The 22251-nt window shown below is 65.2% G+C and carries 19 protein-coding genes; 10 read left to right on the forward strand and 9 right to left on the reverse strand.

Translation table 11 applies throughout. The annotated features are described in order from the left end of the window. Positions 1-218: 218 nt before the first annotated feature. Complete coding sequence (locus EJ073_RS24750) at positions 219-1694, forward strand: M48 family metalloprotease (RefSeq protein ID WP_245455348.1); 1476 nt, start codon at positions 219-221, stop codon at positions 1692-1694. A 17-nt stretch (positions 1695-1711) separates the two neighbouring features. Here the strand turns inward: EJ073_RS24750 and EJ073_RS24755 are convergent, their stop codons facing one another. Beyond that, positions 1712-2575, reverse strand: coding sequence for an RNA polymerase factor sigma-32 (locus EJ073_RS24755; protein ID WP_126057897.1), 864 nt, complete (start codon positions 2573-2575; stop codon positions 1712-1714). Positions 2576-2912: 337 nt separating this feature from the next. On the opposite strand from EJ073_RS24755, the gene EJ073_RS24760 reads away from it, so the two are divergent. From EJ073_RS24760 to EJ073_RS24770, 3 genes are all read left to right on the forward strand, one after another. Continuing rightward, positions 2913-3686: an amino acid ABC transporter substrate-binding protein gene (locus EJ073_RS24760; RefSeq protein WP_126057898.1), complete on the forward strand. Its 774-nt coding sequence runs from the start codon at positions 2913-2915 to the stop codon at positions 3684-3686. 166 nt (positions 3687-3852) lie between these two features. After that, positions 3853-4533, forward strand: a complete 681-nt coding sequence (locus tag EJ073_RS24765) for an ABC transporter permease subunit (protein ID WP_126057899.1) — start codon at positions 3853-3855, stop codon at positions 4531-4533. After that, entirely contained in the window at positions 4530-5300 is a 771-nt protein-coding gene (locus EJ073_RS24770; RefSeq protein ID WP_126057900.1) for an amino acid ABC transporter ATP-binding protein, read from the forward strand. The genes EJ073_RS24765 and EJ073_RS24770 overlap by 4 nt, the downstream gene beginning before the upstream one ends. A gap of 61 nt (positions 5301-5361) precedes the next feature. Here the strand turns inward: EJ073_RS24770 and EJ073_RS24775 are convergent, their stop codons facing one another. From EJ073_RS24775 to EJ073_RS24800, 6 genes are all read right to left on the reverse strand, one after another. Beyond that, positions 5362-5943 carry a CarD family transcriptional regulator gene (locus tag EJ073_RS24775; protein WP_126057901.1) on the reverse strand — a complete coding sequence of 194 codons (582 nt, stop codon included), beginning with the start codon at positions 5941-5943 and terminating at the stop codon, positions 5362-5364. 430 nt (positions 5944-6373) lie between these two features. After that, the gene (fdxA, locus tag EJ073_RS24780; RefSeq protein ID WP_126057902.1) at positions 6374-6712 is read right to left on the reverse strand and encodes a ferredoxin FdxA; all 339 of its coding nucleotides are present in this window, start codon (positions 6710-6712) and stop codon (positions 6374-6376) included. Positions 6713-6860: 148 nt separating this feature from the next. Beyond that, complete coding sequence (locus EJ073_RS24785) at positions 6861-7247, reverse strand: RNA-binding S4 domain-containing protein (protein ID WP_126057903.1); 387 nt, start codon at positions 7245-7247, stop codon at positions 6861-6863. A 12-nt stretch (positions 7248-7259) separates the two neighbouring features. Continuing rightward, complete coding sequence (locus EJ073_RS24790) at positions 7260-10652, reverse strand: helicase-related protein (protein ID WP_126059331.1); 3393 nt, start codon at positions 10650-10652, stop codon at positions 7260-7262. A 725-nt stretch (positions 10653-11377) separates the two neighbouring features. Next, on the reverse strand, positions 11378-12103 hold the full coding sequence (phbB, locus tag EJ073_RS24795; protein WP_126057904.1) for an acetoacetyl-CoA reductase: 726 nt from the start codon (positions 12101-12103) through the stop codon (positions 11378-11380). Positions 12104-12221: 118 nt separating this feature from the next. After that, positions 12222-13406 (reverse strand): acetyl-CoA C-acetyltransferase, encoded by a 1185-nt coding sequence (locus EJ073_RS24800; RefSeq protein ID WP_126057905.1) that lies wholly within the window; start codon positions 13404-13406, stop codon positions 12222-12224. A gap of 301 nt (positions 13407-13707) precedes the next feature. Here EJ073_RS24800 and phaR point away from each other — a divergent pair, with 301 nt between their 5' ends. After that, positions 13708-14319, forward strand: coding sequence for a polyhydroxyalkanoate synthesis repressor PhaR (phaR, locus tag EJ073_RS24805; protein ID WP_126057906.1), 612 nt, complete (start codon positions 13708-13710; stop codon positions 14317-14319). Positions 14320-14418: 99 nt separating this feature from the next. Here the strand turns inward: phaR and EJ073_RS24810 are convergent, their stop codons facing one another. Further along, positions 14419-15561 (reverse strand): citrate/2-methylcitrate synthase, encoded by a 1143-nt coding sequence (locus tag EJ073_RS24810; RefSeq protein ID WP_126059332.1) that lies wholly within the window; start codon positions 15559-15561, stop codon positions 14419-14421. A 109-nt stretch (positions 15562-15670) separates the two neighbouring features. Here EJ073_RS24810 and EJ073_RS24815 point away from each other — a divergent pair, with 109 nt between their 5' ends. Next, complete coding sequence (locus EJ073_RS24815) at positions 15671-16774, forward strand: citrate synthase/methylcitrate synthase (protein ID WP_126057907.1); 1104 nt, start codon at positions 15671-15673, stop codon at positions 16772-16774. A 208-nt stretch (positions 16775-16982) separates the two neighbouring features. Then, entirely contained in the window at positions 16983-18113 is a 1131-nt protein-coding gene (locus EJ073_RS24820) for a patatin-like phospholipase family protein (RefSeq protein WP_126057908.1), read from the forward strand. 27 nt (positions 18114-18140) lie between these two features. Here EJ073_RS24820 and EJ073_RS24825 read toward each other — a convergent pair whose 3' ends face one another. Further along, the gene (locus EJ073_RS24825) at positions 18141-18737 is read right to left on the reverse strand and encodes a TetR/AcrR family transcriptional regulator (protein ID WP_126057909.1); all 597 of its coding nucleotides are present in this window, start codon (positions 18735-18737) and stop codon (positions 18141-18143) included. 124 nt (positions 18738-18861) lie between these two features. Here EJ073_RS24825 and EJ073_RS24830 point away from each other — a divergent pair, with 124 nt between their 5' ends. Genes EJ073_RS24830 through EJ073_RS24840 form a run of 3 tightly spaced genes read left to right on the forward strand, consistent with a single transcriptional unit; the run spans position 18862 to position 22204 of the window. After that, positions 18862-19323, forward strand: coding sequence for a (2Fe-2S)-binding protein (locus EJ073_RS24830; protein ID WP_126057910.1), 462 nt, complete (start codon positions 18862-18864; stop codon positions 19321-19323). Between the two features lie 2 nt (positions 19324-19325). Further along, a complete protein-coding gene (locus EJ073_RS24835) occupies positions 19326-21599 on the forward strand; it encodes a xanthine dehydrogenase family protein molybdopterin-binding subunit (RefSeq protein WP_126057911.1) in 2274 nt (757 codons plus the stop codon). Then, positions 21596-22204, forward strand: a complete 609-nt coding sequence (locus tag EJ073_RS24840) for a hypothetical protein (protein ID WP_126057912.1) — start codon at positions 21596-21598, stop codon at positions 22202-22204. Before EJ073_RS24835 ends, EJ073_RS24840 begins: the two co-directional genes overlap by 4 nt. The last annotated feature ends 47 nt before the right edge of the window (positions 22205-22251 follow it).

A 22251-nucleotide genomic window follows, 5' to 3' on the forward strand; every position in this document is an offset into this window, starting at 1 on the left:
CCACAGCACATTTCCAGGTGACATGCATTGCTGCCGGATCTCGGCATGTTGCCCGGAAGCGGACATAATTTACGCTCAAACCGGGTTCGGGTGATGCAGCGTTTGCTTGCCTTGACTGGAGGAGTATGGCTAGGTCCGCCCATACTGGTCTGGCACAGGCCGTGATTTGCCCGCAAAGATTTGGAAAGGAAGCCGATCTGCCGACCGGCAAGCATAGATTGCTGACGAAGCCGCTGGCGCGACTGCTCGCGCTTGCCGGCCTTGCCGTGGCGCTGGCCAGCTGCCAGATGTTCACGCCGCCGGATGTGCAGGAGTCCGGTTTCCAGCCGTCCGACAAGCCGATCACCGTCGACAATGTTGTCGCCAACTCGAAGCTCGCCGAAATGGCGAAGGCGCAGCATCCGCGCATCCTCGCCACCTATGGCGGCGAATATTCCGATCCCAAGCTCGAGCGCATGGTGGCCAAGGTCGTCGGCAACCTGACGGTGGTGTCGGCCAATCCGACCCAGACCTACCGCATCACCATCCTCAATTCGCCCAACGTCAACGCCTTCGCGCTGCCCGGCGGCTATCTCTATGTAACGCGCGGCCTGCTGGCGCTGGCCAATGATTCGTCCGAGCTCGCCGCCGTCATCGCGCACGAGATGGGCCACGTCACCGCCAATCACGGCCTGCAGCGGCAGCAGCTGGAGGCCGAGGAAGGGCTGGCGACCAAGGTGGTGTCGGATGTGCTGGGCGACAGCCCGACAGCCAAGGCGGCGCTGATCCGCGGCAAGCTGAGGCTCGCGCAGTTCTCGCGCAACCAGGAACTGCAGGCCGACGCCATCGGCATCAAGTCGATCGGCGAGGCCGGCTATGATCCTTACGCCGCCGGCCGCTTCCTGCAGTCGATGTCGGCCTATACCGATTTCCGCTCAATCAGCGGCGCCACCGACGCCAGCCTGGACTTCCTGGCGACTCATCCCAACACGCCGCAGCGGATCGATCTTGCCCAGCGCCTTGCCCGCAACTTCGGCCCGCCGGGCATCGGCACGCGCGACCGCGACGCCTTCCTGGCCGGTATTGACGGGCTGCTCTACGGCGACACGCCGGAAGAGGGCTATGTGCGCGGCCAGACCTTCCTGCATCCGGGCCTCGGCGTGTCGTTCACCGTGCCCGACGGCTTCGTCATCGACAATTCGGCCGCGGCGGTGACGGCGACCGGCCCCGGCGACATGGCGATCCGTTTCGACGGCGTTTCGATCGACAAGTCGCGGGCGCTGACCGACTACATCCGCAGCGGCTGGGTGGCCGGCCTCGATGACGCCAGCGTTCACCAGGAAACCATCAACGGCAACGAGGCGGCGGTGGCGCGCGCCGGCGCCGACGGCTGGCAGTTCGACATCGCGGTCATCCGCGCCGGCGGCCAGGTCTACCGGCTGCTGACGGCGGCACCGGCGGCCAGCACTGCGCTTGAGCCGGTGGCGCGCTCGGTCAGCGGCTCGTTCCGCATCCTGAGCGCGGCCGAGAAGGCGGCGCTGAAGCCACTGCATATCCGCGTCGTCACCGTGCAGGCCGGGCAGACCATGGGCTCGCTCGCCGCTCAGATGGTCGGCGTCGACCGGAAGCTCGACCTGTTCAGGGTGCTCAACGCGCTGTCGCCCGGCGCCGCTGTTTCGACCGGCGACAAGGTCAAGATCGTCACTGATAGGTAAGCCTAGGCAGGCAGGAGTCAGGCGGCTGTCGCCAGGAATTCCGGGTTCTGCTCGACCAGCGCGACTTTCAGCTTTTCCATGGCGCGCGCCTCGATCTGGCGCACGCGTTCCTTGGAAATGCCGAGCGCCTCGCCGAGCGCTTCCAGTGTCGCGCCCTCGTCGGTCAGCCGGCGCTCCTCGATGATCCTCAGCTCGCGCGCATTGAGCGCGCCGAGCGCCGCCTTCAGCCACAGCGAGCGGCGCTCGATGTCGATCGTGTCGCCGACGACCTCGTCCGGCAGGGGATCGTCCGAGATCAGGAAATCCATGCGCTCGGCCGGGCCGGAATCGTCGCCAAGCGGCGCATTGAGCGAGCTGTCGGGCGCGGAGAGGCGCGAATCCATCATCGCCACGTCGGCTTCGGGCACGCCGAGCGCCGCCGACACCTCGCGATAGAGCGAGGCGTTGGAGATCGGCTCGGCGCCATTCGCCAGCCGGGCGCGCAGGCGCCGGAGGTTGAAGAACAGCGCCTTTTGCGCCGAACTGGTGCCGCCGCGCACGATCGACCAGTTGCGCAGGATGTAATCCTGCATCGAGGCTCGGATCCACCAAGTGGCATAGGTCGAGAAACGCACCTCGCGCTCCGGTTCGAAGCGCGCGGCCGCCTCGAGCAGGCCGACATGGCCCTCCTGGATCAGGTCGCCGAGCGGCAGGCCGTAGTGGCGGAACCTCGAGGCCATGGAGATGACCAGCCGCATATGGGCGACGGTGATGCGGTGCAGTGCCTGCTGGTCGTTATCCTCTTTCCAGCGCAAGGCCAGGAGATGCTCCTCCTCGCGCTCCAGATAGGGCGCCTTCATCGCCGCGCGGACCATCGTCCGTCCTGCCGTGTCCTCAATCATGCCGCGCTCCCTTGTCCTGACGTCACGGACATTTCGGTGTCCGATCCCTTCAGCGGCGTCAGCAGCGGTTGAAATGGCGGCGCCGCGCCCTACAAAGCCAAGAACGTGCCATGCAGTGGAATGTTCCGCCGCGACGGCCGGACGGCCTTGTGTTGTCTTGGAGACGAGACAAATGGCCGGAGCGGGAGTTGTAGGCCGTTTCTGGTACGAGTTGGAGAATCTCGTTTCTGGAATGCCATATTTTTGAAATCTGGTTCCTTATGTCGCGCATCTCTATCTGTCAGTTTCCGGCTCTTACACCGCGCCGGGGCACCGGCCAAAACGGGATCACAGAAAAATGAAATGGCTTAAATCGCTCATCATCGCCGGAACGCTGCAGGCTCTGGCGGTCACCGCCGGGCATGCCGGCGCCAATCTCGATCAGATCAAGCAGGCCGGCGTCATCAAGGTCGGCACGGAAGGCACCTATGCGCCCTTCACCTATCATGACGCCTCGGGCGCGCTGGTCGGCTTCGACGTCGAAATCGCCAAGGCGGTCGCGGACAAGCTCGGCGTGAAGGTGGAATTCCTCGAAGGCAAGTGGGATGGCCTGATCGCCGGCCTCGACGCCAACCGCTACGACGCCGTCATCAACGAGGTCGGCATCACCGACGCGCGCAAGGCCAAATATGATTTCTCCGATCCCTACATCGCCTCCAAGGCGGTGCTGATCGTGCGCGGTGACGACACCGAGATCAAGACCTTCGCCGACCTCAAGGGCAAGAAGGCGGCGCAGTCGCTGACCTCCAATTACGGCAAGCTCGCCGAGATCAACGGCGCCGAGCTCGTCGGTACCGACGGCTTCGACCAGTCGATCCAGCTTCTGCTCACCGGCCGCGCCGACGCCACCATCAACGACAGCCTGTCCTTCCTCGATTTCAAGAAGCACAAGCCCGACGCCAATGTGAAGATCGCCGCGCAGGAAGAGAACGCCGACTATTCCGGCGTCATCGTGCGCAAGGGCGATCCGGAACTGGTCGCCGCGATCAACAAGGCGCTGGCCGACATCAAGGCGGACGGCACCTACAAGAAGATCGCCGACACCTATTTCGGCCAGGACGTTTCGCAGTAAATCCGCCTGATCGGGCCGCGAATCGGCCCCAGGACATCGGCGGGCCGTCTTTGACGGCTCGCCGATTTTCGCGTGATATGCGCCCGCAGTCTTCGCCGCAGCCGCACGTCGCGACGCGGGCTCTACCGACGCCTGTTCAGGCTGCATCTGGCAAGGAGAGGGCCCCGTGCCGCACTGGCTGCAATTAATGCTGGAATCGCTGCCGACCCTGTTATGGGCGGCGCTGATCTTCACCGTGCCGCTGACGCTTTTGTCGTTCGCCTGCGGCCTCGCCGCCGGGCTGGCCACGGCGCTGCTCAGGCTGTTCGGCCCAAAGCCGCTGGCGGCCGTGGCCCGCTTCTATGTCTGGATATTCCGTGGCACACCGCTCCTGGTGCAGCTGTTCCTGATCTTCTACGGTCTGCCCTCGATCGGCATTCTGCTCGATGCCTTTCCCGCGGCGCTGATCGGCTTCACGCTCAACATCGGCGCCTACACGTCGGAGATCATCCGCGCCGTCATCGGCTCGGTGCCGAAAGGGCAGTGGGAGGCGTCCTATTCGATCGGCATGACCTGGAGCCAGTCGATGCGGCGCACGATTCTGCCGCAAGCAGGGCGCGTCGCCGTGCCGCCGCTTTCCAACACCTTCATCTCTCTGGTCAAGGACACCTCGCTGGCGGCCGCCATCACCGTGCCGGAGATGTTCCAGGCGGCGCAGCGCATCGTCGCCACCACCTACGAGCCGCTGATCCTCTACATCGAGGCGGCGGCGCTCTACCTAGTGATGAGCTCGGTGCTGTCGGTGCTGCAGGCGCGGCTGGAGGTACGCCTCAACCGCTACGGCGGCTTCCTGGAGGCGAATGCATGATCGGCCTCGACAACATCGAGAAGCGGTTCGGCGACAATCTCGTCCTGAAGGGTGTCACCGTCAGCATCGAGGAAGGTAGCGTGACGGCGCTTGTCGGCCCCTCTGGGGGCGGAAAAAGCACTCTTCTGCGCTGCATCAATCTGTTGGAGATTCCAAGCTCGGGCACGCTGCGCATCGGTGAGGAGACGCTGCAGTTCCGTCCGGGGGTCAAGGTACCCGCCAGGGACATCCAGCGCATTCGCCTGCAGACAGGCATGGTGTTCCAGAACTTCCAGCTGTTCCCGCATCGCACCGCGATCGAGAACGTCATGGAAGGGCTGGTGACGGTGCTGAGATGGACGGCCGGCAGAGCCCGCGAACGGGCAATGGCCCTGCTCGAGAAGGTCGGCATGGCGCACAAGGCCGATGCCTGGCCGGCGACGCTGTCAGGCGGCCAGCAGCAGCGTGTTGCGATCGCCCGGGCGCTGGCGCCGTCGCCGCGTGTGCTGCTGTGCGACGAGCCGACCTCGGCGCTCGACCCGGAGCTCGCGCAGGAAGTGGTCGACGTGCTCGGCCAGCTCGCCCGGGAAGGCACGACCATGGTGATGGCCACGCACGATCTGAGGCTCGCCTCCAAGATCGCGCAGGAGGTGGTGTTCCTCGATGCCGGCGTCGTCGTCGAGAAAGGCCCGGCCTCGGTCGTGTTCGACAGGCCGGAGCGCGAGCGGACGAAACGCTTCATTGCCTCGCTGAGGCAGGAATCGCACAGGGAAACTGGCGGCGAGTAGCCTTCCGAAACAAAAAACCCGGCACGAGGCCGGGTTTTCTGAATTCGCGAAGGAAAAAAGCTCAGGCAGCTTCTTCCTGTTCGGCTTCCTCATTGTCGGCCTTGGCGCCGCGCTTCGGGCCCTTGTTGAGGTTGACCTCGATAAGGCGCACGGCCTCGGTCTCCGACATGCGGTTGACGGCAGCGATCTCGCGGGCCATGCGATCGAGCGCGGCCTCGTAAAGCTGGCGCTCGGAATAGGACTGCTCCGGCTGGTTGTCGGCGCGGTAGAGGTCGCGCACGACTTCCGAGATCGAGATCAGGTCGCCCGAGTTGATCTTGGCATCATATTCCTGGGCGCGGCGCGACCACATGGTGCGCTTGATGCGGGCACGGCCCTGCACAACCTTAAGCGCGCGGTCGACATAATCCTCTTCCGACAGCTTGCGCATGCCGATGGAGGTCGCCTTGGCGACCGGCACCTTGAGGCGCATCTTGTCCTTCTGGAAGTCGATGACGAACAGTTCCAGCTTGTGGCCGGCGACTTCCTGCTCGTCGATCGAGACGATCTGGCCGACGCCGTGCGCCGGATAGACGATGAACTCGCCGGTCTTGAAACCGTGACGCGCTGCGTTGGACTTCTTCTGCGGGGTGATCGTTGCCATTACGCCCTGAACTCCTTGTTGTAGCGCCGGCATGGCGGCGCCGGCTGAACTCGCGCGATCGGGATCGCCGACCGTTAGCCGCACAACAGATGAGCCCATCCGGAAAAGCCAGGGCAAGCACACCGCATAATTGCGACCGCCTGCCCCAGATCGCTCTGGTCCGGATTGAGAAGCTCACCTTTCAGTGATTTGGGGCGTTTGCGCCATAAATCGACGTTGTGTCACCGGCATGTTTGGCTGATGTAGCACAAAAAGTCGGAAGAATCAAGGTTTTGCTGCATTCGCGAAGGCCAAGCGCCGCCGCTGCCTGTCAAGGCAGTTCCTGTTTCATGCCCGTTACGTTACGTCACGCCGGCCGGACCGGCACCGTCACTTTTGATTTTGCGCATGATCCTTTCCGAAAATCGGAACCGATTTTCGGGGTCATGCGCTAGTCGCCTTCGCCGGGCTCGGCCGAGAAATATTTCTCGAACTTGCCGGTCTCGCCGTCGAAGTTTTTCGCGTCGGCCGGCGGTTCCTTCTTGGCGGTGATGTTCGGCCACTTCTCGGCATATTCGGTGTTGATCTGCAGCCATTTCTCAAGCCCCGGCTCGGTATCCGGCTTGATCGCGTCGGCCGGGCATTCCGGCTCGCAGACGCCGCAGTCGATGCACTCGTCCGGATGGATGACGAGCATGTTCTCGCCTTCGTAGAAACAGTCGACCGGACAGACCTCGATGCAGTCCATGTATTTGCATTTTATGCAATTGTCGGTCACGACATAGGTCATCGCAGGCTCCGGGACGTCCCATTTCTGCTGGGTTTTTTGGTGAGGTAACGCCTTTGCCGGTCGCTGGCAAGGGCGGCCATTCCTGACGGTGCCGTCGCGCCCGGAATGGAGTTGCAGAACCTCGATGCGGTTGAGATCGTTCCCGCCCTCAATCCTCGCCGAGCAGCCGGTCGGTTTCCCGCCTTTCTTTCTTGGTCGGGCGGCCGCTGCCGGCCTCGCGTAAAGCCGGAAGAGCGTCCGGAACGGCCTCGTCCTTCGGCGTGGGTTGCGGCGACATATCCTCATAGAGCAGGCGTGCCTCCTCGGCGGGGCCGCGCCTGGCGCCGGCGCCGAGCACTTTCCAGACCAGGATGCGCCGGTCCAGCGTGATGGTCAGCACGTCGCCGGGCCGGACAATGTCGGAGGCCTGCGCTGCTTTGTCGCGATTGATGCGCACGCGGCCAGCGACCACGAGCTTCGCCGCCAGCGAGCGCGATTTCACCGCGCGCGAGAAGAACAGCCATTTGTCGATGCGCTGGCGGGCATCGGTGACCATCGGACCCGCGGGCTACTTCTTCAGCTGGTCGCGCAAGGCGGCGAGCTTGGCGAAGGGCGAGTCCGGGTCGAAGCGCGCCGGCCGTTCGTCGCGCGGCTTGGCCTGGAAGGCAGGCTTGCCGGCTTGCGCGCCGCCCTTGCCATCCTGCCGGCCGCCTTTCCAGTCGGGCCTGCCGTCGCGGCGGTCGGGACGCTCGCCTTGCGGCCTGCCTTCGCGCCGCTCGCCAGCCTCGCCTGGCGGCCTCGGCTTGAACTTGGAGCGGTCGAAGCGCGGCTTGCCGGCACCGTCGCGCTGGTCGCGGCGCCCGTCATTCGGGCGTCCGCCCGGCTGGCCGGCCGCTTCGCCAGTTGCGTCGGACCGGCCGCCCTGCGCGGCCGGTCCGTTGCGCGGGCGATTGTCGCGGCGGTTGTCGTGCCGGTGGCGTGGGCGCTGCTCGAAACGACCCTGACGCCACAACAGGATAGGCTTCGGCTCCTCGGCCTCGGATGCCGTCTCGCCGGCTTCCGCAGTCGCGGCAGGCTGGGTGGACCCGTCGGCCGCCGCCGGCGAGTCCTCGGCCACCGGCTCTCCCGCTACGACGTCGACTTCCGCAGTCTGGGCTTCTGCCTCCGCCTCGGCTGCCGGAGCAGCGTCAGCTGGTTCTTCGGCGACGGCTTCCACCACCACCGGGGCCTCGTGCGTGGCTTGGGCTGGAGCCTCAAGCGGCTCTTCAGCGACCAGTCCGGTGACGGGTTCGGCCGAAACGTCGACCGTGGCTTCCGGCGCGACAGCGGCGTCCGGCCCAGGTCCAGAACCCTCGGCCGGTGTTTCGGCACCGGCTTCCGCAGCCGTGGCTGCGGCCGCTGCACCCATCTCGGCCTTTGCCGCCTCTTCCGCCGCAAGCTTGGCGGCGGCCGCCTCGCGCGCGGCACTGTCTTGCGCCTCGAGCCGCGCCTTGACCTCGGCTGCCGGCTTCGGCTCGGCGCGATAGCCGAGACCTTTGAGGATCTCTTCCATGTCGTCGGCGGTAGCGCCGAGGATCGACATCATCGGCGGCGTCACCATGAAGGCGTGGCCGTCATAGGCGCCGTCGGGACGCTGGCCCAGCTCCGGCTTCCAGTTGGTCGCGGGGCGGATCAGGTCGGCCAGCCGCTCGAGGATATCGACGCGCACCGCGCGGCGACCGAGATTGCGGTAGCCGGCGAGCTTGTAGAAGCTCTTGTCGAAGGCGGGATCGATGACCACCGAGGTGCGGCCCGACGCCAGCGCATGCACCACGTCGCCAAAGCCGGGCTTGTCCTTGCCGTCATTCTTCAGCGCCCAGAGAAGCGTCACCAGCCCGGCCGGCGCCGGCTTGACCAGCGCCGGCACGAAGACGTGGTAGGCGCCGAAGCGCACGCCCAGCCGGCGCAGCGCCGCGCGGCCCTCCTGGTCGAGCGACTTCATCTCCTCGGTGATGTCGCGGCGGTTTATGAGGCCGAAATGCTCGACGAGCTGGAAGGCGATGCCGCGACCGATGCCGGTGAGCTGCTCGGCATTCTTCAGGTCGACCAACGGCTTCAGCAGCGACTCGATCTGGAAATTGACAAAGCGCTCGGCGCGCGCCGCCACCTTGTCGCGGGCCGGGCCGGTGAGCTGCTCGTCGGCCAGCAGCACGAGGCGCGGCTTCAGCGGCTCATCGCCGGCAACCAGCGTGCCGATCGGCGCGCCGATCCAGCGCAGCGTTCCGTCGGAGCCGAGCGCGAGATCGCCATTGGCGCAGGCGCCGAAGCGTTCGGCGCGCGTTTCGAACTCGGCGGCAAGCGCCTTTTGGGCAGCCGTGCGTACGGCCTTGGCATCCTCGCCGCCGGCGCTCTGGTCGGCGGTGAAGCGGAACCCCTGCAACTCGCCGACATGATGGCCTTCGACGAGGACGGTTCCGGTAGGGCTTATTTCGGCTTCAGGCATTGTATTTTCTCTAAGGCGCCGCATGAGGACGGAAGTCCTGCGGTCTACGAAGCGTTTCGTCAACCGCTCATGCAGCGCATCCGACAATCTGTCTTCGATTTCGCGCGTCTTTTCCTGCCAGTGTGCCTGATCGGCCAGCCAGCCAGGCCGGTTGGAGACAAAGGTCCAAGTACGAATCTGGGCGATGCGGTGCGAGAGCGTGTCGATATCGCCATCGGTCGTGTCGGCGCGGCGGACCTGCTCGGCCATGTAGTTCTCATCGACATGGCCGCGCCTGGCGAGGTCCATGTAGATCGACGCGATCAGGTCGGCATGCTGGGCCGGTGCGATCTTGCGGTAGTCGGGCAGGGCACAGGCTTCCCAGAGCAGCGCGACGCGCCTGGCATCGGTGGCGAGCGAGCGGATCTCCTCGTCGCGCGACAGATGCTCCAGCGCCTGCGCATCGACCGCCGGCAGGGCGCGTGTCAGGCCCTCCACCGGAGCGTTGGTCTCGATCGAGCGCTTCAGCGCGTCGAGGCTGGAGAAATCGAAATCGGCGGTGCGCCATTGCAGGACCTTCACCGGATCGAAGTCATGGCCCTCGATCTTCTGGACCAGTTCCTCGTCCAGCGGATCGACCTGGCCGGTGACGCCGAACGTGCCGTCGCGCAGGTGGCGGCCGGCGCGGCCGGCGATCTGGCCGAGCTCGGCCGCGGTCAGGTTGCGGTATTGGTAGCCATCGAACTTGCGGTTCTGGGCGAAGGCGACGTGGTCGAGGTCGAGGTTGAGCCCCATGCCGATGGCGTCGGTGGCGACAAGGTAGTCGACGTCGCCCGACTGGAACAGCGCCACCTGCGCGTTGCGGGTGCGTGGCGAGAGCGCGCCGAGCACGACGGCGGCACCGCCCTGCTGGCGGCGGATCAGCTCGGCGATGGCGTAGACCTCGTCGGCTGAGAAGGCGACGATCGCGGTGCGCCGCGGCAGGCGGGTCAATTTCTTCGAGCCGGCATAGGCCAGGTGCGACAGCCTGGGCCGCGTCACCACCGAGATGCCCTTCAGGAGGCGCTGCAGGATGCCGTGCATGGTGGCCGCGCCGAGCAGCAGCGTTTCCTGGCGGCCGCGCAGATGCAGGATACGGTCGGTGAAGATGTGGCCACGCTCGAGGTCGCCGGCAAGCTGCACCTCGTCGATGGCGACGAAGGCCGCATCGGTCTCGCGCGGCATCGCCTCCACCGTGCAGACCGAATATCTGGCGCCCGCCGGTTGGATCTTCTCCTCGCCGGTGATCAGCGCCACCTTGTGGACGCCGACCTTCTCGCAGACGCGCGCATAGACCTCGCGCGCCAGGAGCCTGAGCGGCAGGCCGATGACGCCGCTCTCATGCGCCACCATGCGCTCGATGGCGAGGTGGGTCTTGCCGGTGTTGGTGGGTCCAAGCACGGCCGTCACGTCGCGGCCGGAAAGGATCAACGGCTGGGGGTGTTTCGGCTGGACGTTCATCGGCCCGGAAATAGACTTTCTGCCGCTCGTAGTCGGGGGCGCGCCGGCGATGGCGCGTGTGACAGCCGACACATAGGGATTTCGAGCGCGAAGCGAAAGCGGAATGTTCCGCCGTCGGTCTCCATGGGTCGCGTGGGGGGGCGAAATCCGCTCCCGATTAACGGTTGGAACGAGTCTGGAACGAATCGGCGACGAATCGCTGACTCGCCGAAGTTCATGGTTTGTTCATGGCTACATGTGGATTTTTTGACGATGAGTCTCACCATATGCTGAATCGCTTGATTGGCCCGTTTCATGCAGGACGAACGCGAGTCGCGCGTCGCCGTTAACCTTTGCCGATGAACGACCGACGTTGTTCGTCTGGCCTCGGCCAAGATTATGAAATTCTTGACGTTTCCTAACGGGCCTTAATCTTTCGGGTACGTTTCTCGGCCCTCGGCGTTAACGTTCCGGCCCAAAGCCGGAACGAATCGGCGACGAATCAGCGATGTCGGGATTTTCTTGGTTTGTTCACCCCAACATGTTGTGTCGCAGGGAGGTTTTCCACCGAGAATCCACAGGTTGGGCACATGCTTTTGCACAGGCCGCGCGCGAGCCATTAACCTTTGCGTGCCGGAGCGGGGCAAAGGCGTCGCGCGAGGGGCCCGCACAGCGGAGAGGTGACAAACAAAACGGGCCGGTTTCCCGGCCCGTTTTTGTCGATGTCTATTTCTCGGCGCGGGGCGTCAAACGAAGTACTGGCCGCCATTCGCGGTGATGGTCGAGCCGGTGATGAAGCCGGCCTCGTCGGAAGCGAGGAAGACGACGCAGCGCGCGACTTCTTCCGGCTCGCCGAGCCGGCCCACCGGGATCTGCGGGATGATGCGCTCGTTGAGCACCTTCTCGTCGATTGCCCTGACCATCTCGGTGGCGATGTAGCCGGGGCATATGACGTTGACGGTGATGCCGGCGCGGGCGCCCTCTTGAGCCAGCGCCTTCGAGAAGCCGATGTCGCCGGCCTTGGCGGCGGAATAGTTGACCTGGCCGGCCTGGCCCTTCTGGCCGTTGATCGAGGAGATGGTGATGACGCGGCCGAACTTGCGGTCGCGCATGCCGCCCCACAGCGGATGCGTCATATTGAAGACGCCGGACAGGTTGGTGTCGATGACCTCTTTCCACTGCTCGCGGGTCAGCTTGTGGAACATGGCGTCGCGAGTGATGCCGGCATTGTTGACGAGCACCGAAACCGGGCCGAGATCGGCCTCGACCTGCCTGATGCCGGCAGCGCAGGCGTCATAGTCGGCGACCGACCATTTGTAGACCGGGATGCCGGTCTCGGCCTTGAACTTCGCGGCCGCCTCGTCATTGCCGGCATAGTTCGCCGCAACCGAATAGCCGGCCTTCTTCAAAGCGATCGATATCGCCGCGCCGATACCGCGCGATCCGCCCGTGACGATTGCTACCTTACTCATGCAGTTCCTCCCTTTGGTCGGAAGAGCGAATAGGGAGTAGCGAATAGCGAGTAGGGATCTGATATCCCGTCACGTCATTCTACCCTATTAGCCACTCCCTATTCGCTATTCGCTAAGTTCAGAGCGCTTCCACGCACATGGCGACGCCCATGCCGCCGCCGATGCAAAGCGTGGCAAGACCCTTCTTGACGCCGCGGCGGCGCATCTCGAAGACCAGCGTGTTGAAGACGCGGGCGCCGGAGGCGCCGATCGGATGGCCGATGGCAATGGCGCCGCCATTGACGTTGACGATCGACGGATCCCAGCCCATGCCCTTGTTGACGGCGCAGGCTTGTGCGGCGAAGGCCTCATTGGCCTCCACCAGGTCCAGGTCCTTGACCGACCAACCGGCCTTATCCAGCGCCCGCTTCGAGGCCGGAATCGGGCCGGTGCCCATGATCGCCGGATCGACGCCGGCGGTCGCCCAGGAAGCGATGCGGACCAGCGGGGTGATGCCGCGCCGGGCGGCTTCGGCCTCGCTCATCAGCAGCGCGCCGGCCGCGCCGTCATTGATGCCGGAGGCATTGGCGGCGGTGACCGTGCCGTCCTTGTCGAAAGCGGGCCTAAGTTTGGTCATGGCGTCGAGCGTCGCGCCGTGGCGGATATATTCGTCCTGGTCGACGATCGTATCGCCCTTCTTGCCCTTGATGGTGAAGGCGACGATCTCGTCCTTGAACTTGCCGGCCTTCTGCGCGGCCTCGGCCTTGTTCTGCGAAGCCAGCGCGAACTGGTCCTGGTCGTCACGGGTGATCTGGAACTGGCGCGCGACATTCTCGGCGGTATTGCCCATGTGATAGCCGTTGAAGGCATCCCACAGCCCGTCCTTGATCATGGTGTCGATCATCTTGTAGTCGCCCATCTTGACGCCGGCGCGCAGATGCTGGGCATGCGCCGAGAGCGACATCGATTCCTGGCCGCCGGCGACGATCACCTTGGCATCGCCGGTGGCGATCTGCTGCATGCCGAGCGCGATCGCGCGCAGGCCCGAGCCGCAGACCTGGTTGAGGCCCCAGGCGGTGGTCTCCTTGGGCAGGCCGGCGTTGATCGAAGCCTGGCGGGCAGGGTTCTGGCCCTGGGCGGCGGTCAGAACCTGGCCGAGGATCACCTCGTCGACTTCCGAGGGCTCGACGTTGGCCCGCGCGAGCAATTCCCTGATGACGACCGCGCCGAGTTCATGTGCCGGGGTGGCGGCGAAGCTGCCGTTGAAGGAGCCGACTGCCGTGCGCGCGGCGCTGGCGACAACTATGCCATTGGATGCGGACATTTTCTTCTCCAGACTTCGAGGTGTCGTGTTTTAGGCTATCGTTGAGGAACTTTCTTGCCCTTTCCCGGTGCCAAGTCAAACCGGAAATGGGCATGCCGGCCATGCGCCGCAAGCAGGCCTGCGCTGGCCAGGGCTGCAGTCCCCGCTTCGCTGCGCAGCATATTCCGGCCGCCATGCAGCATTAATCGATCTTGCACTGCACAAACCACTTGGAATTGTGACGCTTTTGCGCATATCCTTGACAGGGCGCAATCGTTACCGGCTGCTTACTCAAATGCGCCGGTGTCCGGGGAGGATACTGATGGCCGCGAAAGACGACCCGATCGTCATCAAGAAATATGCCAACCGCCGACTCTACAACACCGGCACCAGCACCTATGTGACGCTGGAAGACCTCGCCGACATGGTCAAGAAGGGCGAGGAATTCACCGTCCAGGATGCCAAGACCGGCGACGACATAACGCATCCAGTGCTGACCCAGATCATTTTCGAGCTGGAGAACAAGGATGGGCAGAACATGCTGCCGATCCCGTTCCTGCGCCAGCTGATCGCCTTCTACGGCGACCAGATGCAGATGATCGTGCCCAGCTTCCTCGAGCAGTCGATGATCGCCTTCTCCAAGGAGCAGGAACGTTTTCGCGAACAGATGAAGGGCGCGTTCGGCAAGTCGCCGATGGACATGATGAAGATGTCGACGCCGATGAAGGCGCTGGAGGAGCAGACGCGCCGCAACATGGAGATGTTCCAGAACGCCATGCGCATGTTCACGCCGTTTCCGTCGGCGACGGCGAACGGGGCTTCGCCGACCCCAGCCGAGCCTGCGAAAAAGGAAGTGCCGGAAAAGTCCGATGATCTCCAGGAGCTGAAGGAACAGATCGCGGCCATGCAGCGCAAGCTCGACACGATGTCGTGACGGGCACGTTGCCATACAGGTGAAGCCGGCCTGACCTGAATCTCAACAAGCCCTGGAGCGACGCGCCCCAGGGCTTGGCTTTGATAAGCACCAGTTCCGCTAAATCCCGACGGGCCCGTCGTAGCGGGCGCGGGGCCTGATCAGGCGGTTGCTCATGACCTGCTCGACGGCATGCGCGGCCGAGCCGACGCTGCGCCCGAGCGCGAACAGCCGGAACGGCGCATCGGGCGGCAGGCGCAACTGACGCGTCAGCGCGGCCAACGCGAAGTCAATGTTCGGGCGCGCCCCCGTCGCGCCGAGAACGGCATCGCCGAGGCATGACATACAGCCATCGATCTCGACATCGGACAACAACGCCTCCGCCCTTGGGTCGCCCTCCGGATAGAGTGGATGGCCAAAGCCGGGCAGCGGCCGGTCGTGGCCAAGCCAGCGCTCGACCGCCGCATCGGCTCCCAGCCTTTCGGCGTCCTCGACGAGATTGAGCAAGGCCTCGCCGGCGCCGCCATGGCGCGGTCCGGACAGTGTGGCAAGACCGGCAAGCAGGCAGGCGGCAACCGACGCGCCGGTGGACGCGGCGACCCGCGTGGCGAAGGTCGAGGCGTTCAACTCGTGATCGGCGAGCAGCACCAATGCCCTGCGTATCAAATTGGCGCCGGCAGTGCCGACCGACCAGCCGCGCGCCAATCGCTCATGCACGGCGCCGTTTCCCGCAGCCGCGCCGAGCGCCTCGGCCAGGGCCGCGATGGCGTCGGCAGCATCGCGGTAGAGCGTGGCTGGCCCGCGTCCCAGCGAAGGCCGGCCTTCGGCAGCCAGTTCAGCCAGCGTCGCGAATGCCGCGCCGCGACCGCTCTCGCGCGCGTCATGGCGGCCGGGCGAGGCAAACGACACCGGGACGTCCGCTGCCCAGAGCAGGCTTGCCGTCTCCTCCAGCGTGGCCGCGCCGGAGAGCGCCACAGCATCCTTGCCGCGATAGAAAAGGCCGCCATGCTGGATGGTCGAGATCGTGGTGGCAAAAGCCGGCTCGCCCCAGTCGATGGCGCTTTCTGCGATCGCTCGCGGGCTTCGGCCGCGCGCGCGGCGCGTGGCGAGGGCGGCGATGTCGTCGGCGCGATACTGGCTGCGGCGCGGATCGGCTGCGTCCGGACGCATGCCGATACGGCCACGGCTGACATAGGCATAGAGCGTCTGCGGCCGCACCTTGAGCCGTTCCAGCGCCTCCTCACGCGTCAGCCATTCGGTCATGTTGTTTGTCATGCAGCCGATTGCTTGGACATATTGATTCACTTGATCAAGATTGATGCCTCGAACTTGTACCATTAATTCAAGTCCGTAAATGGCGAAGGAGACGGACATGGCAAACGGGCTCGATGATGTGGTGGCGGCGGAAACCGTGCTTTCCGATGTCGACGGCCTCGGCGGCCGGCTGACGATCCGTGGCCATTCGCTGCCGGAACTGGCCGGCCGTTGGCGCTATCCGCAGGTGGCGCGCCTGTTGCTCGACGGCTTCTTCGACGACCTTCCCGGCGATGCTGAACTGGCCGAGGCGATCGGCCGGGCGCGGGTCGAGGTGTTCCTGCGGCTCCAGCCGATTTTTCCGACGCTGGCCGCGCTCGATGTCTACAGCGGCATGCGGGCCGGCATCGCCCTTTTGCCGGACGGCGGGACGTTGACGGATGCGCTGCGGCTGATCGCGGCGCCGGCGGTGCTGACTCCGGCCTTGCTGCGGGCGGGACGCGGGGACCAGCCGGTCGCACCAAACAAGGATGCCGATCATGCCGCCGACATGCTGCGCATGCTTGGTGGCAGCGCGGCCTCGCCCGATCTGGCCAAAGCGCTCGACACCTATCTCGTCACTGTCTGCGACCATGGTCTCAACGCCTCGACCTTCGCCACCCGCGTCGTCGCCTCGACTCAAGCCGGGCTGACCTCGGCGATTCTGGCTGGCCTAGGCGCGCTCAAGGGGCCGCTGCATGGCGGCGCGCCCGGACCGGTCATCGAGATGCTGGACGCGATCGAGGCGTGCGGCGACGGCGCCGGCTGGCTGCGCGACGAGATCGCGCAAGGCGAGCGCATCATGGGTTTCGGCCACCGCATCTACCGGGTGCGCGATCCGCGCGCCGACGTGCTGAAAGCGGTGGTGCGGCAACTGGCCACCCGCAAGGGGCCAGGTAGCGGGAAGATGGGCAGCCGGCTGGCTTTTGCCGAGACGGTGGAGCAGGCGGCGCTCGACGTGCTTCGGGTCGCCAAGCCGCAGCGTTCGATCCAGACCAATGTCGAGTTCTACACTGCGCTCCTGCTGGAAGCGGCAGGCTTCCCAAAGGACGCATTCACCAACGTCTTCGCCGCCGGCCGCATCTCGGGCTGGATCGCCCATGCGCGCGAGCAGCAGACGACAGGACGGTTGATCCGGCCGCAGTCGCGCTATGTCGGGCCGGTGCCGGATCTCGTCGCCTAAGGCGGCCAGCCCATCTTGATGAATGTCGCCTCTCCGCCAAAAGGCGGTGAGGCTCTTCTTCATGACCGAAATTTCATGTGATCACGCGACCGTGTTCGTGTTCTTGCCTTGGTCAGGACTTATATGCTGCACTGCAACATAGGTCCGCTGCCGGCGCGTCGCCCGATTCCGGGCAGGACGAGGCCGGCCATTCAACGACAGGAACGCCATGACGACCAACGGCAAGGCGGAGGAAAAGAAGAAGATCAACATCGCGCTTCAGGGGGGCGGCTCGCACGGCGCCTTTTCCTGGGGCGTTCTCGACAGGCTGCTGGAGGATGGAAGGCTAGAGATTTCAGCCGTTTCCGGCACCAGCGCCGGCGCGATGAACGCGGTGGCGCTGGCCGACGGCTTTGTCCGTGGCGGCGTCGAGGGAGCACGCAAGAAGCTCGACGATTTCTGGCGCGCGGTGGCGCGGAAAGGCCGCTTCAGCCCGGTGCAGCGCATGCCGTGGGATGTCGCCTGGGGCAACTGGTCGATCGAGAACACGCCGGGCTATGTCTTCTTCGACACCATGTCGCGGGTGTTCTCGCCCTATGTCGCCAATCCGCTCGGCCTCAATCCGCTGCGCGACGTGGTCAAGCAGGAGATCAACTTCTCCAATGTGCGCGCCTGCAAGTCGGTGGAGCTGTTCATCTCGGCGACCAATGTCGAGACCGGACAGCTGCGCGTCTTCTCCGACGGCGAGATCGACCTCGACACGGTGATGGCCTCGGCCTGCCTGCCGCAACTGTTCCGCGCCGTCGAAATCAAGGGCGTGCCCTACTGGGATGGCGGCTATGGCGGCAATCCGGCGCTCTATCCGTTCTTCAAGACGACTGCCACCGAGGACGTGCTCCTAGTCCAGATCAATCCGGTGGTGCGCGATGGCACGCCAAAGAGCGCCAACGAGATCCAGAACCGCATCGACGAGATCACCTTCAATGCCGGACTCCTGCGCGAATTCCGCTCGATCGCCTTCGTCAAGGAACTGATCGCCGCCGGCCGGCTGCCGCATGGCGAGTACCGCGACATTCGCATGCACCGCATCGATGCCGACGAGGCTTTCAAGGACCTGTCGGCATCGTCCAAGGTCAACGCCGAATGGGCCTTCCTCGCCTATCTGCGCGATCTTGGCCGCAGCGCCGCCAGCGACTGGCTGGAGGAGAATTATGACGCCGTCGGCAAGCGGCCGACGCTCGATCTCTCCGGCGAACTCGACGACGGCTTCAAGCCGATGCGCGGCCCGGCGCCGGGCCGGCGGGTAAAGGAGTTCCTCGCGGCGCGCAGGAAGCCCGAGCAAGCGCGGCGCCAAGCCTAGCTCGACCGGGGGCGCCGACCGCCGACGTCATCCTTTCCGCAGCGCCAGGTCGATCAGCCTGATCAGCGCGGCGGCGGCCCGTCGCTGCTCGTCCGGATTGCTGATGCGCATCTTCATGCCTTCCAGCCCGTCGAGCAGCATGTCGGCCAGCAGCCGCGCCGAAAGCCCCTTGGCGGCGAGGTCGACGCCGTTCCGTTTCACTTCGCCCTCGACCGCGCTGGCGATGTGCTCGACAAGGCCGTCGCGCCAGCAGCCGACGAGGTCGGCGACGCTCGACTTCAAGTCGAGCAGTTCGGCGCCGTGCGGGGAAGCACGGACAGCGCCGATCATCGAGATCAGCGCTGCGTCGACGGCGCGCATCGTGCGTTCGGCGAAGGTGCCGCCGCCTTCGAGCTCGCTCTTCGCCTGCTCGATGGAGCGACCGAGCAGCATCAGGGCGATGGCGCGGAAAATGTCGGTCTTGTTCTTGAACAGCAGATAGAGCGCCGGCCGCGACATGTCGGCGGCGCGCGCGATGTCGTCCATGGTGGTGCGCGTAAAGCCATAGGCGAGGAACACCTTCATCGCGCCTTCCAAAATGCGGGCGCGCTTGGGGTCGGCGGCGATGTCCTCGGCTTCGATCATGGCGAACAGTCTACCCTGTGCAAACTCTATTGACAAAATGACGGATTTTGTCAAGGTGTATGAAGACGAAATGGCCGCCTTGCCATTTCGCTTCTGGTTATAGACGACAACGAAGGATATCCCCATGCGCCTCACCGTCGACGGGCAATCATTCGACATCGATGCCGATCCGGGAATGCCGCTGCTGTGGGCGCTGCGCGATCTGATCGGCAAGACGGGCCCGAAATTCGGCTGCGGCATCGCCGCCTGCGGTGCCTGCACGGTGCATGTCGACGGCCTGCCGGTTCGCTCCTGCTCGCTGCCGGTCGGGGAAGTCAGCGGCGCAGTCACCACCATCGAGGGCATCGGCACCGGCGGCAAGCTGCATCCGGTGCAGCAGGCCTGGCTGGAAGAGCAGGTGGCGCAATGCGGCTACTGCCAGGCCGGCCAGATCATGAGCGCGGTGGCATTGCTCGAGGAGGTGGCGGACCCGAGCGACGACGACATCGACAACGCCATGGGCGGCAACCTCTGCCGCTGCGGCACCTATCCGAAGATCCGCGCGGCGATCAAGAAAGCCGCGGCGCTGAAGACGGCGGGGCTCTGATCATGGCCAGCATCGGAAAGATCGCCCGCCGCACCTTCCTCATCGGCGCCGCCGCTGTCGCCGGCGGTGTCGCCGTTGGCTACTATTACTACCGCAAGCCCTTCGCCAACCCGCTCGAGGCCGATCTCGGCAAGGGCGAGGCAACCTTCAATCCCTATGTGAAGATCGGCGCCGACAACACCATCACCATCGTCGCGCCGCGCGCCGAGATGGGGCAAGGCGTGTCGACGACGCTTGCCGCCATGGTCGCCGAGGAACTCGACGTCGGCCTCGATCAGGTCAAGGTCGAGCACGGCCCGGCTTCCTATGCCTATTACAACGCGGCGATACTCCAGGAGGGCGGTCCGTTCCCCTTCTTCGACGAGAGCATGACGGCGGAAGCGGTGCGATCCGGACTCGGCGTCGTCGGAAAGCTGCTCGCCCTGCAGGGCACCGGCGGCTCGTCCTCGATGCGCGACGGGTTCGACAAGATGCGGCAGGCGGGCGCGGCCGCCAGGCAGATGCTGATCTCGGCGGCGGCGCAGAAGCTCGGCGTTTCCGCCGGCGAACTGGAAACCGCCAACGGCGCGGTCCTGCATAAGGCGTCGGGCAAATCGGTCACCTATGGTGAAGTCGCCGCCTCAGCCAGCGCCATGCCGCCGCCGGCCGAGGTCAGGCTCAAGGACAAGGCCGACTGGAAGCTGCTCGGCAAGCCGCAAAAGCGCGTCGACATGCTGGCCAAGGTCACCGGCGCGCCGATCTTCGGCATCGATGTCAGGCTGCCGGAGATGCTCTACGGCACGGTGAAGATGAGCCCGCGCTTCTGGTCGAAGCCGGTGAGCGCCGACCTCTCCAAGGCCGCGAAGATGCCCGGCGTGGTCAAGATCGTGCCGATCGAGACCAGCTACGGTCACGGTTTCGGGGTCATCGCTGAAAACACCTGGGCGGCGTTCAGAGCCGCCGAGGCGATCGAGGCCAAATGGGCCGACCCCGAATATCCGCTGGACAGCGCCGCCATCGACGAGGCGATGAAACAGGCGCTCACCACCAAGGGTTCGCCATTGCGCAACGACGGCGATGTCGACACCACTTTCGCCGACACGCCGCGCGAAAAAATCGTCGAGGCCGACTATGCAGTGCCGTACCTGGCGCACGCAACGATGGAGCCGATGAACGCCACGGCGCGGCTGAAGGACGGCGCCCTCGACATCTGGTGCGGCAACCAGGCGCCGACGCTGGTGCGGCAGCTGTGCGCCAACGCGGTCGGCATCGAGCAGGACAAGGTCGCGGTGCACACCACCTTCCTCGGCGGCGGCTTCGGCCGGCGCGTCGAGATGGATTATGCACTGTGCGCGGCGCTGATGGCCAAGGAAGCCGGCGGCCGCCCGGTCAAGGTGACCTGGACGCGCGAAGAGGACATGCGCCACGACGCCTACCGCCCCGCGGCAATCGGCAAGTTCCAGGCGCGGCTCGGCGACGATGGCCTGCCGGTCGCCGTCGAAATGAAGATATCGTCGCCATCGATGATCGCCAGCACCTTGCGGAGGCTGTTTCCGTCGCTATCGGCAATGGGGCCGGACAAGACCATCGTCGACGGCGCGTACGACCAGCCCTACACGATCCCGAACTACCGGGTGAGCGGCATCGCCGCGCCCGTCTCCATTCCCGTCGGTTCGTGGCGATCGGTCGGCAGCTCGATCAACGGCTTCTTCCATGAAGGCTTCATGGACGAGATCGCGGCCGCTGGGAAAACCGATCCGGTCGAATTGCGCAAGAAGCTGATGGCCGCTTATCCGTCGGCGGTGAAAGTGGTCGAGACCGTCGCCGGGATGGCGAAATGGGGCGAGGCGCTGCCGGCCGGCAAGGCGAAGGGCATGGCCTTCACGCTGTCCTTCGGCAGCTGGGTCGGCGAGATCGTACAGGTCGCGGACACGCCGGCCGGCATCCGCATCGAGAAGGTGTGGATCGCTGCCGATGTTGGTACCGCGCTCGATCCCGACATCATCAAGGCGCAGCTCATCTCCGCCGCCATCTACGGCCTGTCGGCGGCGATGGGCCAGGAAATCACCTTCGCCGACGGCATGGTCGAGCAGTCGAATTTCCACGATTTCGACGCCATGCGCATCTTCCAGTGTCCGGTGTTCGAGGTCGCGGTGCTGGAGAATTTCCACAAGATGGGCGGCGTCGGCGAGGTCGGCACGCCGCCGGCGGCGCCGGCGCTCGCCAATGCCATCTTCGCGCTGACCGGTAAGCGCATCCGTAGGTTGCCGTTGTCCAAAGCGGTGGCCTTCGCATGAGGAAGCTTCATATCATGCTGACGCCTGCTGCCATCATGTTCTTGGCGGCACCTTTCGCAGCCGCTCAGGAGAGCCAATCGCCGGCGCCGGTGAAGGTCGATGCAGCCAGAGGGCTGCCCGAATGGGACAAGGTCTATAAGGTATTCTCGCATCCGCGCTGCGCCGATTGCCATGTCGCCGATGACCGCCCGCGCTGGTCGGGCGCGCATTATGGCGGCACCCGCGTGCATGGCTTCAACGTTCAGCGCGGGAGCGACGGCTCCGGCTTCGGCAATCCGGGCCTGCGCTGCACGACCTGCCATTTCTCCAGTAATTCCAAGGCATTGCACGGGCCGCCGGGAGCCGAGAACTGGCACCTGGCGCCGGCCGAGATGGTCTGGTTCGGAAAATCCTCGGCTGAAATCTGCGCCCAGATCAAGGACCCTGCCCGCAATGGCGGGCGCAGCCTGCAGGATGTGGCGCTGCATGTTCGCGACGACAAGCTGGTCGCCTGGGGCTGGGCGCCGGGGGCTGATCGAGAGCCGGCCCCAGGCTCGGCAAAGGAGACATACAATGCGATCGAGAACTGGATGGCGGCGGGCGCGCCCTGTCCGGCAGCGCAATGATCCATCAAACTTTCTGACTATTTTGCGTTGCAACTTTGAGGTAGAAG

Origin of the sequence: Mesorhizobium sp. M4B.F.Ca.ET.058.02.1.1 (genome assembly GCF_003952505.1) — a bacterium.
In the GTDB taxonomy this organism is placed as follows: domain Bacteria; phylum Pseudomonadota; class Alphaproteobacteria; order Rhizobiales; family Rhizobiaceae; genus Mesorhizobium.